This window comes from Actinomycetota bacterium (assembly GCA_041658625.1).
GTDB lineage: Bacteria > Actinomycetota > JAHEXW01 > JAHEXW01 > JAHEXW01 > JBAZZW01.
Map to the genome: position 1 here is coordinate 515,299 of JBAZZW010000001.1, position 15,682 is coordinate 530,980.

The window sequence follows — 15,682 nt, forward strand, 5'->3', positions numbered from 1 at the left end:
ATGGCCCCCGGCTATGTTGCCCTTATCAATCTGGTGCTGATTCTGATTCTCTATTTGTTCATTTGGCGGGTAGTCAAAGCCATCTACATTGACATCTACGAGCGGCCTGTCCCTTACGCGGAAGCCCGCGAGGTCATGGAGCAACAACAGAAGGCGGTTCCGCGCGAGGCCGCGCTCGAAGTCGTTAAAAGCGCTTATGTCAACGAGGGCCGTGTTTACCCCCTGACAGATCTGATTACCCTCGGCCGGTCGACCGAAACGGATATAGTATTGCGCGACCCGCTTGTTTCTCATCAGCATAGTCGTATCGTCAAGAAATTAAACACCTGGTACATAATGGATCTAGGCAGCACTAACGGGACTTATGTCGGCAAAGAGATGATAACGGGTCAGACCGAATTGAAGAACGGGCAGAAAATCCGTATAGGTGAAACCGTCTTCCAGGTAAAGATGTGAGACTAGCCAGTAAAAGCGATATAGGCAAATTGCGTGATATTAATGAGGACGCCTATCTAGTCGACGGCTCGCTTTTTGCCGTCGCCGACGGCATGGGGGGGCATCGCGCCGGTGAAATTGCCAGCGAGCTTGGGCTTCGTACATTCCGGGAAGCCTTCGGCCCTCCGGAACCGGATGCTTCCGAAGACGCCATCCTGATGGCGATAAAGAAAGCCGTCGACCAGGCAAATACCGTGATTCACGCCAGGGCTGCCGAGAACAAAGAATACAAAGGGATGGGCACGACGTTGACGGCCGCCTTTTTCGCCCGCGGCCGACTTTACGTCGCGCAAGTCGGCGACAGCCGGGCGTACCTGCTGCGCGCAGGGGTAATCCGCCAACTAACGACCGACCATACTTTGGTCGGAGAGATGATCGCCAAAGGCGAAATCGACGAGGAAATCGCCCGCATCCACCCTTTGCGGCACGTCATCACCCGCGCCCTCGGCACATACGCCGCCATCGAATCGGAAGTCTACGTCGAAGAGCTCGCCCCGGGCGACAAGATTCTGCTCTGCTCGGATGGACTTAGCTCTAAAGTCGACAACGACGCGATCGGACGGATAGTCAATGATTACAAGAGCTTGATAGGCGCCATAAACGGCCTTGTCAAGGCCGCCCTGAACGCTGGAGGAGAAGACAACATCACGGCTGTTCTAGCCGAATTCACGGAGGCGGATTTTGTCTGAAAACCGCCGCCGGAACCGGGGGCTTAGGCTTCTGGCCGGCTCAATTATCCTATCCTGGGGCGCGCTGGCGACGGTTCAAATCAGCCGCCCGCAAGCCGCGCCGGTCGTTTTGGCCGTTATGGCCGTGTTGTTCGCGGCGCTGTATCTTGGGATTCATATTTATCTGCGATTTGCGGCTCCTCACACCGACCCGATCATCCTGCCCCTAATCTGTCTGTTAACGGGATTAGGCCTATCGATGATCTACCGGTTGGACCTTGATCTGGCCGTCCGCCAGTTCGCGTGGATCGTCGTCGGGTCGGCAGTTCTTGTGCTTCTCGTCACACTGTGGCGAAATTACCGGTCCCTGGCTAACTATAAATACCTGATAGGGCTGGCCGGTTTAGTGCTATTGTTCTCCACCATTCGATTAGGCTCCGGCTTCCTGCAGCCGAACCTGTGGCTGAACATCGGGCCCTTCAGTTTTCAGCCTTCGGAGATCGCCAAAATCCTGATCGTTATTTTCTTCGCCGCCTATTTGAGCGAGAAACGCGAGCTCTTATCGGTTTTTACGCGGAAGGTCGGACAGTTCAGCGTCCCAGACGTTAAGCATCTCGGTCCTCTGCTCATGTTCTGGGTGATCTCGCTAGGACTCCTGGTCATTCAAAAGGATATCGGCGCCAGCCTCTTATTTTTCGGCTTATTTCTGGTCATGTTATATGTGGCGACCGGCCGCGGTCTCTATGTCGGCATCGGCAGTCTATTATTTATTTCCGGAGCCACGGTCATAGCCAAAGTTTTCAGCTATGTCGGCGCCAGGATTTCCGTTTGGATCAATCCCTGGCCTTACGCGACCGGAAAAGGTTATCAGATCGTTCAATCGCTGTTCGCGTTAGGCAGCGGCGGAGTCTGGGGCACAGGTCTTGGCCGCGGTTACCCGAATCTGATACCCATAGTCACGACCGATTTTATTTTCAGCGCCTTCGGCGAGGAAATGGGGCTGGTCGGAATGTTTGCGATCATCGCCCTCTACATGGTCTTTGTCGGCCGCGGGCTTACCATCGCAATCAAAACCTCCGACGAATTCGGTAAACTTCTGGCGACAGGATTAACGGCAGTTTTTGCCATCCAGACCATTGTCATTATCGGCGGAGTCACCAAACTGTTGCCGTTGACCGGAATTACGCTTCCTTTCCTGAGTTACGGCGGCAGCTCGATTCTAGCCAACTTCATCCTGGCCGGTCTTTTAATCATAATTTCCAACCAGTCGATCGAGGAGGCCAGCCGCATCGGATGAACAGGCAAATAAGGATTGTCAGCGCGTTCATTGTCGGTTTGTTTATCGTTCTGACAATAAACATCGCCCACATCGTTCTTGTCCAGGGTCCGGAACTCGCGACTCATCAGGGAAATACAAGGGCAGTGGAAGCCGAGGCGGGCATCAGAAGAGGCCGGATAGTGTCGGCCGACGGCCAGGTCTTAGCGGACAGCAGGCTGGTCAAAGGACATTATGAACGTTTCTATCCTTTGGGCGGTTTGGCTGCGCAAACCATCGGCTATTCCAGCACGCGATATAACAAAAGCGGACTGGAAAAAACATATAATGATTACCTTCTAGGTAAGGAACAGGTCGGTTTCATCGAAGACCTCGTCCGAAAATTCAAGCGGCCGGATAAACGCGGCAATGCCGTGACGCTCACAATTGACAGCCGCTTACAAAAGGTCGCGGAGCAGGGATTAGCCGGCAAGAAAGGGGCCGCGGTCGCTATCGATCCCAAAACAGGCGCGATTTTGGCCATAGCTTCGTCCCCGGATTTTGACCCGAATTTGATCGACAAGGACTGGAAGGCGATTTCGTCGAATCCGGACGCCCCGCTTGTTAACCGGGCGACCGAAGGAGCTTATCCGCCTGGCTCGACATTCAAGATAATCACCAGCGCGGCCGCGCTGGAAGAGGGCCTCTACAAGCCCGATGATTTGCTGAACGGCAATGATTCGTTTAAGGTAATGGGAACGACAGTGAGAAATCTGGACGGCAAATCTTACGGAGAAATCACCTTTACCGACGCCCTTAAATTCTCCGTCAACACGGTCTTTGCCCAAATCGGGCTGAAGCTAGGCGCCAATCGCCTATTCCAGTACGCCTCGCTTTTTGGCTTCAACGAAGACATGCCATTCGATGTGCCGGTTAAACGAAGCCGCGTCAAGAGGGCGAGCGCGATGGACGATGTCGACGTGGCCTGGACCGCAATCGGTCAGGCAAAGACGGTCGCCACCGCGTTCGAAATGGCGATGGCGACGGGGGTGATCGCCAACGAAGGCGTGATGATGCAGCCCCACCTAGTGTCCGAGATAACCGACCCGAACGGACAGGTTGTCAGGCATACGGCGCCTGAACAAATCGATCAGGTCATCAAGCCGGGAACGGCGGCTACTATGACAGACATGATGGTCGCCGTGACCGAAGAGGGCTACGGCGAGATAGTCAAGATTCCAGGCGTCCGCGTCGCTTCAAAAACGGGGACGGCGGAAACCGGAGTCGAGGGCGAAACTCACGGTTGGTTCGTCGCTTTCGCGCCGGCGGACAGCTCCGGCATCGCCGTCGCGGTTATCGTAGAAAAAGGCGGCACAGGTGGCGGATCGGCGGGACCGATCGCCAAAGCCCTGCTGGAGCAGTTTTTGAAAAACAAATGACAGGCATATATAATCGGGGAAAGGGGAGGCTTCTTGGAAGAAGCGGTGTTTAACGGACGATATAGAATTATAGAGAAGGTCGGCGGGGGCGGCATGGCCGACGTTTACAGGGCTGAAGACCAGGTCCTAGGTCGGACCGTTGCCTTAAAGATCCTGCATAAGCAATTCGCCTCCGACGAAGGCTTTTTGGAACGATTTCGCCGTGAGGCCCGCGCCGCCGCCAAGCTTACGCATCCCAATATTGTCAGCATCTACGACGTCGGTGAGGAAGGCGGCGTCCATTTTATTGTCATGGAATACGTCCATGGCATGACGCTCAAGAAGCTTATCCAGAAAGACGCACCACTATCGACGGAGAAAGTCGTCCATATCGGAATGCAGATCGCCAAGGCGATGGAATTCGCCCACGAGCACGAGATCATCCACCGAGATATAAAACCGCAAAATGTCATTATCACGGACAATGGCGAAATAAAGGTCACGGATTTCGGCATCGCGCGGGCAGGCGCGACGTCTACGATGACGCGAACCGGCGCGGTCATGGGCACAGCCCACTACATATCTCCCGAACAGGCCCAGGGCAGCATCGTCGGACCGACCACCGACGTATATTCACTAGGCGTCGTAATGTACGAGATGGCAACGGGGGAATTGCCGTTCAGGGGCGAAAATCCGGTGTCCGTCGCGCTAAAACACATCAACGACACGCCGATACCGCCGCGCAGCGTTTTTGGAGACTTACCGGCCAGCCTGGAAGCCGTCATCATTAAATGCATGGCCAAGAATCCGAACGAGCGATATCGCTCGGCCGAAGCGGTCCGTGACGACCTGAAGCGCGTAATAGAAGGTTTACCCGTAAAAATAATGGGCGCCGCTACGTCGGCTGCCGGCGACGCGTCTGACATGACGCGAACGATGGCCGCCCAAAGCAGCCGTCCTGCCGGTGGGGACGGTCGGCGTAAACCGAAGAAAGCACTGATTGCGGCAATCATTGCTGTCATCCTGCTCTTATTGCTTGGCGGCGGGGCGCTGGCGTATTCGCTGCTGTCAACGCCCAGCGTCGTCGTTCCCGATATCAAGGGGAAAACACTGTCACAGGCGCAACAAGCGCTTGACGCCGCCGGCCTGAAACTCCAGGTGGAAAAGGAAGTTACCAACGAAAAGGTCGCGCCCGGCCGCGTCATCAGCCAAGATCCGGCAGCCGGCGAAAAAATGAAGAAAGGCGGAACCGTTACGGTTGTCATGAGCAAAGGCCTTGAAACCGTCGTCGCTCCCGACCTGACAGGAAAAACCGAAGCCGAAGCCGCCGAAGCCCTTAAAAAGGCCGGGTTGTTACTTGGCAAGGTGGGTACAGGGTTTAGCGATACTGTCGCGGAGGGCCAAGTAATGGCGCAGTCTCCAAAAGCGGGCGCCCGAGTGGAGAAAGGCGGAGCGGTCGATATCACTATAAGCAGCGGCTCTCAACAAATCAAAGTCCCCGACGTAACCAATAACACCGTGGACGCCGCGATAAGCATCTTAGAGAACGCGGGTTTCAAGGTCGACCGGTTCGACGATTACAACGAGACGATCGAGAAGAACCACGTCATCAAACAGAGCCCCGTCTCCGGCGATAAAGCCGCCAAAGGCTCAACGGTAACGATTACGGTTAGCAAGGGTTCGGCTAAGGTTACCTTGATAAACCTAAAAGGCATGAAACAAGCCGACGCCAACGCCTGGCTAGCCAGTAATGATCTACTTGTCAGCCCGACGACCGCCGCCGGTCCGCCCGGCACGGTGTCAGGCAACGTTTGGGATATGAATCCCGCCTCCGGCGTCATCGTCAACCGCGGCAGCACCGTCGGCATCTGGGTCCAACCGTAACTGACCGAAGATAGCGCTTAATTTAATTTCCTCTCCCTTGAGGGGAGAGGGTTAGGGTGAGGGTGCATTATGAAACGCGCAGTAGTGCTTATCCTTCTTCTAGCTCTCGTGGTTCCAGCTTGCGCTACAACCCCGGCTGAGACCGATAAGAAACCAACCGCCAAAGAGTCTCAGACCGCTGCTTCGTCTGGTTCTACCCAAGTCATGATGTTGGGTCGATCGGTCATGAACGGCTGGTTTACACATTGGACCGGCGACTCCTCCCAACCTTACAACAAGGAAGGTTTTTCCCTTTACTACCGGGAAATCGACGGGCCGGATTCCATTATGGACAGCGTTCAATCGCGCGTTGAGGAAGACGGCGGCGGCGCGGGAATCGTTTTTTTCAAGCTCTGCTTCGTCGATTTTAACGGAGACGATAGAGACTCCGCACGGAGCAACTTAAAGCGCAACCAGGCTTACGCTCAAAAAGCCTATGATGTCATGGTCGCGCGCGCCGGTAAGAAGCTTGTCATCGGCAACGCCCTACCCCAGGTCAAAGGCGCGACAACCTACGATCTTGTCTGGAACCACAGGGAGTACAACAAGTGGCTGAATGATTTCGCCGCCGCCCATTCCGGACAGGTCTGGATCTTCGACCAATACGGCATCCTAGCTGACGGCAGCGGTTACCTTAAGAGCGGTTATGAGACATCGGCCGATGATTCTCATCCTAACGATGCCGGCTACTCAGCTATGGATGGTCCGTTTTTCGACCTGTTGAAATCAGTCCGCTAGTTAGATTTCTCCACCCGCAAGGTTAAATATCAAGAGCGTTATGGCCGTGAATAAAGCTGCATAGTAGTAAATCCACGGCTTTTTGGAAAGACGCAAGTAAGTCAAAGCCAACGCCACGACCACCGTACTTAAAGCATAAGCGAGCCAGGGATTAGGATACGTCAATATCCCTATGCTGACCAGGACAATTACCAGCGGCGCGGTTGCGCAGGTCGCTTTGACTAAATCCGGAAGAGACGACTGGAAGACAAACCATGACAGAACGGCAACCATGAGGGTGAAGACAATCAATATATAGGGCGTTAACCACAGCGACGAGCGGGCCATATCAATCGGCGTGAATATATGAACTATCTGAAAGAACAACGCGTACAGCACGAAAGCGACGTTCCATAAAACAAAGCTGAAGAAAGACACCGCTAAAGCGGATAACAGGTTTTTGACAAAGGGGTTTTTAAGCAGCGCGGTTTTCACGGCTTCCGCATCCTCCACCTGGTGGAGGTGGGGGGACTTGAACCGCCCGCCCGTCGCACCTCCTAAACACCAAGCCTTCGCCGGAGCAACTTTTCAGCCACCCAAATTCAAATCGTCTCGCACGCTTCTCCATTCACTTCGTTCAGTCGAAGAATATTTAAATCGAGCATGCAGACAAATCGTCGTTCGAGCGGAGAGCATGGTTTGCTTGCTGAAGCGACTTGAGTACTTAGGAGCGAGGCGAGCTAACGATGGTAGGCCGCGAGCAGCATGCGAGTCACTTTAAATGGTGGAGGTGGGGGGACTTGAACCCCCGACCCCTGCCTTGCAAAGGCAGTGCTCTCCCGCTGAGCTACACCCCCGGTCAACAACCTATGTCAAAAGATGTTACCATATCACCATGCTTATTGACTCTCACGTTCACATTTATCCGGATGATGTCGCCGACAAAGTTATCAGCGGGATCGAGAACTTCTACGGCGTCAGACGCACCCACGACGCGACTCTCGACGCTTTGTTGGCCTCCCTGGACCGGGGCGGTTTTGATAAAGCCGTCGTCTTGCCTATCGCGACCAAGCCGGAACATATCAAGCTTAACGACTGGTACGCCGATCTCGCTGAAAAATCAAACCAGATCATTCCTTTCGGAGGCATTCACCCTGATAATGATGCCTCTGAACTGGACCGTTTTCCAGCTTTAGGGTTGAGGGGTCTTAAAATCCAACCGAACGCCCAGCGAGTCTTCCCGGCCGACGAACGGCTGATGCCTTTCTATGAGAAAGCAATCGAGAACGGCCTCATCGTTACCTTCCACGCCGGAGACGAAGAGAGCGGTTTTAAAGGCGAGTTCAGCCATCCGAGAGATTTTGTCCCCGTCCTTCAACGTTATCCCGAAATGACGACGGTGCTGTCACACTTGGGCGGTTTTCAGACTTGGGCCGATGTCGATCTGGTCCTCGGTTATCCGAACGTCTGGTACGATACCGCTCATGTCCCCGGTAGCATCTCCGACGAGGAAATCCGCAAGCTGACCGGGAAAATAGGTTTAGACAGGATTATCTTCGGGTCGGATTTTCCATTCGCCGATCACGCGGTCGAACTGAAAGAACTGGAGAGGATTTTCGGCCGGGACGCCGAGACGGTCGTCAGTCGCAACCCCCGGCGGCTCCTGGGATTATGATGTGCGGGTTCAGGCTCTGCTTAAACTGGCAGTAGGCCTGACCCGGATCCTCCGCTTTGAAGATAGCTGACCCTACGCAGACATAATCGGCGCCGGCGTCGCGAGTCAAAACCGCGTTACTTAGTTTGATTCCCCCGTCAACCCCGATATCTAACGAAGGTTTAAGCCTGCGGAGCTCACGTACATTGTCCATCACCTCGGGGATAAACGGAGCGCCGTAGAATCCGGGGTTCACGGCCATAAACATAACGCTGTCCACTGAACCGGCAATCTCGATGATATCGGCGACGCGCGTCTCGGGATTAACGGCCAAACCCGCCCGAAAGTCAGTCTCTCGCAGCAGCTTAACGACGGCGGCCGGATCCTCGACCGCTTCATAATGAAAAAGAATTTCTTCGCACCCAAACATAGCGGCCGCTTCAAGCCAATCTTCCGGATTCTTGACCATCAGGTGCGCCTCGCTCCTGACTGTTGTCTTAACGGTCGACAATTCCGCCGCGTCGATGCTTCTGGAGGGCACGAACAAGCCATCCATTATATCGATTTGTACGTAATCGGAAAAGCCTTCGGCCGACCTGACTAAGGAAGTGAAAGACGGGAGGTCGTTGGCAAGAATGGCCGGGACAACCCGCACTTACTCCTCCTGCTCCCGCTGTTGGATCTTACTCAAGCGCCTCACGTGGCGTTCGGCGTTCGAGAATGGCGTGGAGAGGAATATATCGACCAGTTTGACGGCTTGTTTGTGATCGATTTCGCCGCCGCCCAAGCAAAGCACATTGGCGTCAACGTCGTTCCGGGCGCGTTCGACCGCGTTTTCAGAATAGCCTACCGCCGCCCTGACTCCCTTTATCTTGTTCGCGGCGATACTTGTTCCAATGCTCGTCGTACAGACAAGCACGCCAAAATCGTCCGGGTCACCGTCGCGGACTTTTTCCGCCACCGCGATGGCAAAATCGGGATAGTCGCTTGGTTCGGGAGAGAATGCGCCCAGGTCGGTTGTCGGCACCTTCTTGGCTGCCAGATGTTCCTTGATTTTCTCTTTGAGCTCGTACCCGCCGTGGTCGGCGCCTAGATAAATCATCTCAAACCCATTATATAACTAAGGAGCGCGAGGATTACAAGAATTAAGGGAGACGAAAGACTTTCTCTTATTTAAGAACTTGCCGGTCCGCTTCGGCCAAGTATTTGGCGCCCTCCGACCTGTTGCCCAAACTGGCGTTGGCGAATCCCATAACCATCAAGGCTTCTTGCAATTCCGGACGGATTTTCAAGGCTTTCTGCGCCGATTTGATCGCTTCCGTGAAATCCCCGATATTCAGAAATATCAAACCTTGCAGGCTCCAAGATTCGGCTTCGTTGGGCTGTAATTTGACCGCTGCCAGAACCGCCTCGCCCGCCCCTTCATAATCGCCCAACCCCAGTCTTGCCCGGGCCAGCAATCGAGCTGTAAATCCGTTGTTCTTCTCAATCTTGAGGGCGGCCTCGCAGGCTGCGATCGCTTCCGCATAATTGTCGAGCCTTATGGCCGTATGCGCCAAAGATTGGTGGGCTTCAAGCAGGCCCGGTTTCAACTCTACAATCTGGCAGAAGACATCGTGTGCTTCCCGCCACCTTCCCAGCGTTAAATACGTATCGGCCATCAATTTCAAGATATCGGGGGACTCAGGCTCTTCCTTCAGAGCCATTTCATAACAGACGATCGCCTTCTCATAACTCTCATGTTTCAGGTATGTTTCACTGCTGAAGCTCCAGCCTTTGATCATGTCGGGTTTCTTGGAAAGCGCCCGCCGAAAATAAGAGAGCGCGGTATCGTAGTCGCCTCGATCCAGATAAAGCTCGCCCATCAATCCCAGAGCCCGGATGTTTTCAGGATCAAGCGAGAGCGCCTTGGCCAGGCTTTCCTGACCAAGGTCGTACTCTCTCACATTCCAGTAGCACTCGCCAAGCTCAATCCAAGCCTCGACAGTTGCCGGATTCATCTTTACGATAACCTCCAGTTCGGCTACCGCAGGGCCAATCTTCCCTTCGCTTATTTTCGCTCTCGCGGAAGTTAACAACGCCGCCGACTGTTGGGCAACATCCGGCGACGATTTTTTACTTTTGTTCGGTCTCTTTATCCATCCTGACACACCCATAAAAACCCCTTTGCCTGCCTATTACTTTGTCGGCCGCCTGTCGTCAGACCTTAAATGCCGACGGGCACAAACTGTTGATATCGCAGATGTCGCAGCGGGCCTTTTTTGCCGTACAGATATTGCGTCCGTGTTCAATCAAGAGATAGGTTAACTGAAACCATTCGTTCTTAGGGAACAGACTCATCAAATCCCTTTCTACCTTCTCGGGCGTTTTCCCTTCGCTAAATCTTAGCCGGTGCGTTAAACGAAACACATGGGTGTCAACAGCTATTCCTTCGACTACTCCGAAGGCGTTGCCCAAAATCACATTGGCGGTTTTCCTGGCGACCCCCGGTATTTTGACCATTTCATCAATGGTCCTGGGCAGCTGCCCGCCGTATTCGGCCAGAACCATCTGAGCCGCCGCAATGATGTTCTTGGTTTTATTCCGGTAGAAACCGGTCGGCCGGACATCTTCAGCGAATTCATCAAACGTGGCACCGGCATAGTCGGCAATCGAACGATACTTCTTAAAGAGCTTCTCCGTCACCTCGTTTACCTTTTTGTCTGTGCACTGCGCCGACAGCTCGGTCGCAACAAGAAGTTCCCATTCGTTACCGAAGTTGAGCGCGATTCTGGCGTCCGGATAGTCCCGCTGCAGCCTCTTAAATATCTCCGCCGCCCGCTTCCTTAAATTCACTTTACCAACCAATCATCACTTCTCACTCTTCACTTTTCCCTTTTCACTTCCACAATATGAGCCTAGCATAAATTGCCACATTTGCCGCCGTTAGGATAAACTTGAGGCGTGGAAGAAAATGCGCAAGTGACAACAAGCTCAGAAGCGCTTGACGCGCTGTTTAAATCATTCAACGCGGCTATCAAGCGAAGCCTTGTCTACTCGCCTTCCCATCCCATGTGCGCCGAATGCCGCGCGGAGCTATTTTCCCTCGTAAAAGACTACCTGGCCACGAACGAGATGCTTAAGTTCGGCATCACGCGAGATAGCATAATCATCGAGGGAACGGAATACGACATGGCCGCCGGCAGTTTTTACCTGGCCTTGGCCGCCCACCTGCACGACCGTCAACTTACCAGCGTAACAATATATAAGCCGGTGACAAACGAGGAGATGGATGGTTTCCTCGACTCGATGGCCATGGACATTAACGAATTGAGAAAAGCGGGCGGTATCGAAGACGTTCTGGGGGCTAAACATATACAGAACATCGTGGCCAAGAAACTGGAGGTGGAAGCCGCCGAGGAGCTTGACGAGCTGCAGTTTGACGATTCCGACGAGGAAATCGTGGCCGCCGAGGAAATCTTTATGATGCTGAGCGGCGAATCGATTTCGGACAACGAGCGGGAGAAGATCATTCTTCGCGTCAAACAAGGGCCAGTTGAAACGGCCAAGCTGCTCGTCAAACTATCCGATATGGCGGCCACGACAGAGGGCGATCCCAGCCTGGAAGGACGCTCCACCTATCTGGCCGAAGCGATTGAGAAACTAGCGGGCGTAGCGGTCGAGGAAGGCGAAGAGGCCAAGCAAGATGTCTTTCAAAACATCTGCCAGGGTTTGACGTCTCTCAGCGACGATTTCCGGTCGCCGATTCTGGATATACTCCAAGAGCGCTTCGGATCCCTGGACTTCGGGCCGGAAATGATGGAGGCGCTTAATCTGGCGCTCAAGATGGCCGGAGAGCAGACCGTCGCCTATACGGAGGGGGGCGAGACCGTCGCGTTCGCCGAGGAAGGTGTCGAGCCGGTCCGTTTGGATCCCGAGGAAGTCTACTATGAATTCGCTCACTTCTACGACGATATGCCGGCTCAGGTCCAGCAAAGCGTCGAGGAAGAAATCGCCGCGATAGAAATCGAGGATGTTGAGCTGCAAGCAGTTGAAACCCTGGTGGAGATACTTATCGACAGTGAAGACGAGCCAAGGTTGACAAAGACGTTAAATAGCTTAGCGTCGACCGTTAACGATCTTATGTTGGAAGGCCGGTTGGGATTAGCCGCCAAATCGATAAAGGCGATGCTGGCGAAGGGACAGACCCTCCAAAAAACGTCGCCCGAACTTGTTAATCTGCCGCGTGATACGCTGCTGACGATCGCCGACGCGGACAACCTGACCATTATCCTCAAAGCCGCCTTAGAATCGGTTGACGCGGATGAAAAAAGGTATGGCCGGGCAATGCTTGACATGTTGGGCGCGGGCGCGGTTCCGGGACTCTTGGTCTTGACGTCGCGGGAACCGGTCGGCGAACACAGAATTAGGTTGAGTAAGATCACCGCCCATGCCGGCCGCGACGCGCTGGGGATATTTGAGCGGCGCCTGGAAGCCGACGAGACCATAGTCCGCGCGGTCGTCTTGTCGATGTCGCAGATCGACGACACGAAAGCCACGGAAATCTTGAAAAAAGCTCTCAGAAATGAGAGCGAAACCGTGCGCGCCGACGCGGTTAAAGCCATAGCGTCGTCTCGCGGAATCGGAGTCGCTCCGTTTATCAGTGTTATGTTGGACGATGTATCGGAGCAGGTACGGAGCGCCGCGTTTATGGAAATAGGCAAGTTGAAAGCAGATGCCGCTTTGACAAAATTAGCCGCCATAGCCGAGGGGAAAGACAAGGTCAACAAGCGTATTGAGTTCCGCGTCAAAGCTGTTCAGACAATGGGTGAAATTGGATCGCCACAGTCGGTGCCTGTTCTTAAGAAAATGGCCGGAAAACGATTCGTATTCGGCAGGAAGACGAAAACGCTTAAAGAAGAAGCCCGTCAAGCCTTACAAAAAATCCTGGCACAGCAGGAAGTGTAAATTTTCGTCATAATGTTTAGAGAGGGACATGGCTAAAATCTTAAAAGGTAATCAACTCGAGAAAGCGAAAATAGTTTTTGAGCAACTGGCGGCGGTCAAGAGAAAGATGTTACTGTACCCCGCGCAGCATCCGGAACTCCTGGACGGTCTGAAACGCCTTACGGACAGCCTTGACGCGGTTCTCAAGGAAGTCGGCGACATCACATTTGCCATGCACGACGACGATCTCTTTATCGAATCCGAACTTCTGATCCGAGAGAGCCTCACCTACCAGCAATTTATCCGGGAATGTGAGTCAATGGATATTGGGGCCATCACCTTCAATACGGGTATCGACGAGAAGGAAATTGAAGCGCTTGTCGACGCTTTGTGCACCGACCGCCAGACTCTACAAAACGAAGGCGGTATTGAAGGCCGGCTAAGAAGCCGCGGTGTTACACATATTGTGATCAGCGCCTCATCCGCCGAGACCTCTCAGGTCAAAGAGGAAGGCGAGGAAGAGACAAAAGCGGCCAAGGAAGTCTACAACTCCGCAGTTACAGCCGTAAAAGATATCATGCGGAGCGCCAAGGTCGGCCAGTCCGTCAACGTGGCCAAGGTGGAGAAGCTGGTCGGCAGCCTCACAGACGCTTTGTTTACCGACCATCTCAACATGCTGGGCCTGACCGTAATTAAAAGCTACGACGAAACGACCTTCTACCACTCTGTCAACACCTGTATCCTGTGCTTGAGCCTGGGCAACAACCTGTCGCTCGATCGCGACAAGCTGGGTATTCTGGGCGCCGCGGCGCTATTGCACGACATCGGTAAGGTTAACATCCCAAAAGAGCTTACAACCAAGCCGTTGCCGCTTACGCCGGAGGAGTTCGAGATAATGAAAAGGCATCCGATCGAGGGCGCTGAAATCCTTAGTCAGATGCCGGGCATGCATAAGTTGTCCATGGTCGTCGCCTATGAGCACCACGTAGGTTACGACTTAAGCGGCTATCCCAAACTGACAAATAAAGACCGGCCGCACCTGTTCAGCAGGCTAGTCCAGGTTGCGGATAGTTACGAGGCGGGAACATCGATCCGGCCGTTCAAAGGTAGTAAGCTGCCTGACCAGGTATTAGCCGAAATGATCCGGCAGAGCGGCCGAGCCTTCGACCCGGTCATCATGAAATCTTTTGTCCACACGCTGTCAATCTACCCGGTGGGCTCGGTCGTGCTCCTGGACACCGGAGAGATCGCAGTCGTTTTCGAGTCCAATTCAGAAGACCTGGCCCGCCCAAGGGTAAAACTCGCCGTGGACGAAGACGGCAAATCGCTGGATCCGGCTTCCACAGATGTGATATCGCTGTCCGACCAGACCAAGAAAGACGGGCCCTACAAGCGGAGTGTCATCAGAGTTATCGATCCGTGGGAACTTGGCATCGACGTCGTTCAGTTCTTCTAGTTCACGGCCTGCGGACCGGCCGCCTTCTCATAGACTTTTTCCGTCTCGGCGACCATCGCGTCTAAGGTAAACCTTTCCTTAACGGATCTCCGTCCGGCTTCTCCCAACTGCCGCGCGGCTTTCTTATCTGCCGCGATCGTCCTAATAGCGGCTGCAACCGCCCGGGAATCGCCCGGTGTAAACAATAGACCTGTTTCCCTGTTCTCAATTATTTCGGGCAATCCGCCGGTCCGCGACGCGGCGACCGGGCAACCAGCGGTCATCGCTTCGATAACGGCCAAACCGAACGACTCCATAACCGTCGGCATTACGAATGCGTCAAACATCTTGTAGTATGGCGCCGGATCGTCTACATGCCCGGGAAAAACGACTGAGCCGTCAAGACCAAGGGTCGCGGTTTGTTCTTTCAACCGCCGATCAAGCGGCCCCGAACCGGCAATCACCAGTCTTATGCCAGGAAATTTGTGCACCAGTTCAGGCATCGCGTTAATCAGGATGTCGTGGCCCTTAGAAGGAATCAGACGGCCTAACGTCCCGACCACAAAGTCGTTCGCCGGTATTCCCAGAACGGCGCGCAGATCGGCCGCGTCCGCGGCGGCCAATCTTTTTTGCCAGGCTGAAAAATCCAAGCCGTTGTGTATAACCGATATTTTCTCCGGGTCAGCTTTCTCCTTGTCCACCATAAATCTTTTAAGGCTCTCCGAGACGACGATCAACCGCTCCGCCCGGTTAATGATCCGGCGCATAGCCAGTGAAGCGGCGACTTTTTTCAGCCCTCCCGATGACATATAGCTAGGAAAGTTGTGCATAGAGAAAACGATCGGCGTAGTCATGCCGGCGCGTCTGGCAGCCATCTCGGTTAGCAAGGCCGCCTTGTTGCTGTGTACGTGAATCAGGCCGGGGCCGGTCGCTGTCAGCGCGGTCGCCAGTTTGGCTACCGAGCCGACGTCTCGGGCCAGACTTGGCTTGTCCGCGATGGCGACCTCAATGAGCTCTACGTCAAGCTCGCCGAGGGGCTTCGTTAAGTTGTTGCCCGGCGGACTTAATACAATCGGCTTAAACCGACTACGGTCAATAAGCCGTAATAAATCAAGCAAGTGTTTGAGCATACCGCCTTCAGCCGGGCGGATAATGTAGGCGATTTTGGTCATGCTCACCATTCTAGCACAC

Annotated in this window: 15 protein-coding genes and 1 tRNA gene; 9 read left to right on the forward strand and 7 right to left on the reverse strand. The window is 54.1% G+C overall.

The genetic code is table 11. From position 1 onward, the window contains the following. From WC891_02540 to WC891_02565, 6 genes are all read left to right on the forward strand, one after another. Entirely contained in the window at positions 1–456 is a 456-nt protein-coding gene (locus tag WC891_02540) for an FHA domain-containing protein (protein ID MFA5866824.1), read from the forward strand. After that, a complete protein-coding gene (locus tag WC891_02545) occupies positions 453–1,184 on the forward strand; it encodes a Stp1/IreP family PP2C-type Ser/Thr phosphatase (GenBank protein MFA5866825.1) in 732 nt (243 codons plus the stop codon). Before WC891_02540 ends, WC891_02545 begins: the two co-directional genes overlap by 4 nt. Then, positions 1,177–2,460: an FtsW/RodA/SpoVE family cell cycle protein gene (locus WC891_02550; protein ID MFA5866826.1), complete on the forward strand. Its 1,284-nt coding sequence runs from the start codon at positions 1,177–1,179 to the stop codon at positions 2,458–2,460. The genes WC891_02545 and WC891_02550 overlap by 8 nt, the downstream gene beginning before the upstream one ends. Further along, on the forward strand, positions 2,457–3,857 hold the full coding sequence (locus WC891_02555; protein ID MFA5866827.1) for a penicillin-binding transpeptidase domain-containing protein: 1,401 nt from the start codon (positions 2,457–2,459) through the stop codon (positions 3,855–3,857). The genes WC891_02550 and WC891_02555 overlap by 4 nt, the downstream gene beginning before the upstream one ends. Positions 3,858–3,890: 33 nt before the next feature. Next, complete coding sequence (gene pknB / locus WC891_02560; GenBank protein ID MFA5866828.1) at positions 3,891–5,720, forward strand: Stk1 family PASTA domain-containing Ser/Thr kinase; 1,830 nt, start codon at positions 3,891–3,893, stop codon at positions 5,718–5,720. 69 nt (positions 5,721–5,789) lie between these two features. Further along, positions 5,790–6,497, forward strand: coding sequence for a hypothetical protein (locus WC891_02565; GenBank protein MFA5866829.1), 708 nt, complete (start codon positions 5,790–5,792; stop codon positions 6,495–6,497). Here the strand turns inward: WC891_02565 and WC891_02570 are convergent, their stop codons facing one another. Together WC891_02570 and WC891_02575 are read right to left on the reverse strand one after the other, a co-directional pair. After that, entirely contained in the window at positions 6,498–6,971 is a 474-nt protein-coding gene (locus tag WC891_02570; GenBank protein ID MFA5866830.1) for a hypothetical protein, read from the reverse strand. It lies immediately after the preceding gene. A gap of 287 nt (positions 6,972–7,258) precedes the next feature. Further along, positions 7,259–7,333, reverse strand: a tRNA-Ala gene (locus WC891_02575). A 38-nt stretch (positions 7,334–7,371) separates the two neighbouring features. Here WC891_02575 and WC891_02580 point away from each other — a divergent pair. Next, positions 7,372–8,151: an amidohydrolase family protein gene (locus WC891_02580; GenBank protein ID MFA5866831.1), complete on the forward strand. Its 780-nt coding sequence runs from the start codon at positions 7,372–7,374 to the stop codon at positions 8,149–8,151. On the opposite strand, the gene WC891_02585 is transcribed toward WC891_02580, so the two are convergent. The 4 genes from WC891_02585 to nth form a co-directional block, all read right to left on the reverse strand. Beyond that, the gene (locus tag WC891_02585) at positions 8,117–8,785 is read right to left on the reverse strand and encodes a ribulose-phosphate 3-epimerase (GenBank protein MFA5866832.1); all 669 of its coding nucleotides are present in this window, start codon (positions 8,783–8,785) and stop codon (positions 8,117–8,119) included. The two genes, WC891_02580 and WC891_02585, sit on opposite strands and share 35 nt — an antisense overlap. Then, the gene (locus WC891_02590; GenBank protein MFA5866833.1) at positions 8,786–9,232 is read right to left on the reverse strand and encodes an RpiB/LacA/LacB family sugar-phosphate isomerase; all 447 of its coding nucleotides are present in this window, start codon (positions 9,230–9,232) and stop codon (positions 8,786–8,788) included. It abuts the gene before it with no gap. Between the two features lie 67 nt (positions 9,233–9,299). Further along, on the reverse strand, positions 9,300–10,286 hold the full coding sequence (locus WC891_02595; GenBank protein MFA5866834.1) for a tetratricopeptide repeat protein: 987 nt from the start codon (positions 10,284–10,286) through the stop codon (positions 9,300–9,302). Positions 10,287–10,329: 43 nt separating this feature from the next. Next, complete coding sequence (nth, locus tag WC891_02600) at positions 10,330–10,965, reverse strand: endonuclease III (GenBank protein MFA5866835.1); 636 nt, start codon at positions 10,963–10,965, stop codon at positions 10,330–10,332. Between the two features lie 108 nt (positions 10,966–11,073). Here nth and WC891_02605 point away from each other — a divergent pair, with 108 nt between their 5' ends. Further along, positions 11,074–13,077 carry a HEAT repeat domain-containing protein gene (locus tag WC891_02605; protein MFA5866836.1) on the forward strand — a complete coding sequence of 668 codons (2,004 nt, stop codon included), beginning with the start codon at positions 11,074–11,076 and terminating at the stop codon, positions 13,075–13,077. A gap of 28 nt (positions 13,078–13,105) precedes the next feature. After that, a complete protein-coding gene (locus WC891_02610; protein MFA5866837.1) occupies positions 13,106–14,512 on the forward strand; it encodes an HD domain-containing phosphohydrolase in 1,407 nt (468 codons plus the stop codon). On the opposite strand, the gene WC891_02615 is transcribed toward WC891_02610, so the two are convergent. Next, the gene (locus tag WC891_02615) at positions 14,509–15,663 is read right to left on the reverse strand and encodes a glycosyltransferase family 4 protein (protein MFA5866838.1); all 1,155 of its coding nucleotides are present in this window, start codon (positions 15,661–15,663) and stop codon (positions 14,509–14,511) included. The two genes, WC891_02610 and WC891_02615, sit on opposite strands and share 4 nt — an antisense overlap. Positions 15,664–15,682: the final 19 nt, after the last annotated feature.

Coding starts and splice junctions, on each gene's coding strand:
- WC891_02540 (MFA5866824.1), top strand. CDS start 1: ATGGCCCCCGGCTATGTTGCCCTTATCAATCTGGTGCTGATTCTGATT.
- WC891_02555 (MFA5866827.1), top strand. CDS start 2,457: ATGAACAGGCAAATAAGGATTGTCAGCGCGTTCATTGTCGGTTTGTTT.
- WC891_02565 (MFA5866829.1), top strand. CDS start 5,790: ATGAAACGCGCAGTAGTGCTTATCCTTCTTCTAGCTCTCGTGGTTCCA.
- WC891_02580 (MFA5866831.1), top strand. CDS start 7,372: ATGCTTATTGACTCTCACGTTCACATTTATCCGGATGATGTCGCCGAC.
- WC891_02590 (MFA5866833.1), bottom strand. CDS start 9,232: ATGATTTATCTAGGCGCCGACCACGGCGGGTACGAGCTCAAAGAGAAA.
- WC891_02595 (MFA5866834.1), bottom strand. CDS start 10,286: ATGGGTGTGTCAGGATGGATAAAGAGACCGAACAAAAGTAAAAAATCG.
- WC891_02610 (MFA5866837.1), top strand. CDS start 13,106: ATGGCTAAAATCTTAAAAGGTAATCAACTCGAGAAAGCGAAAATAGTT.
- WC891_02615 (MFA5866838.1), bottom strand. CDS start 15,663: ATGACCAAAATCGCCTACATTATCCGCCCGGCTGAAGGCGGTATGCTC.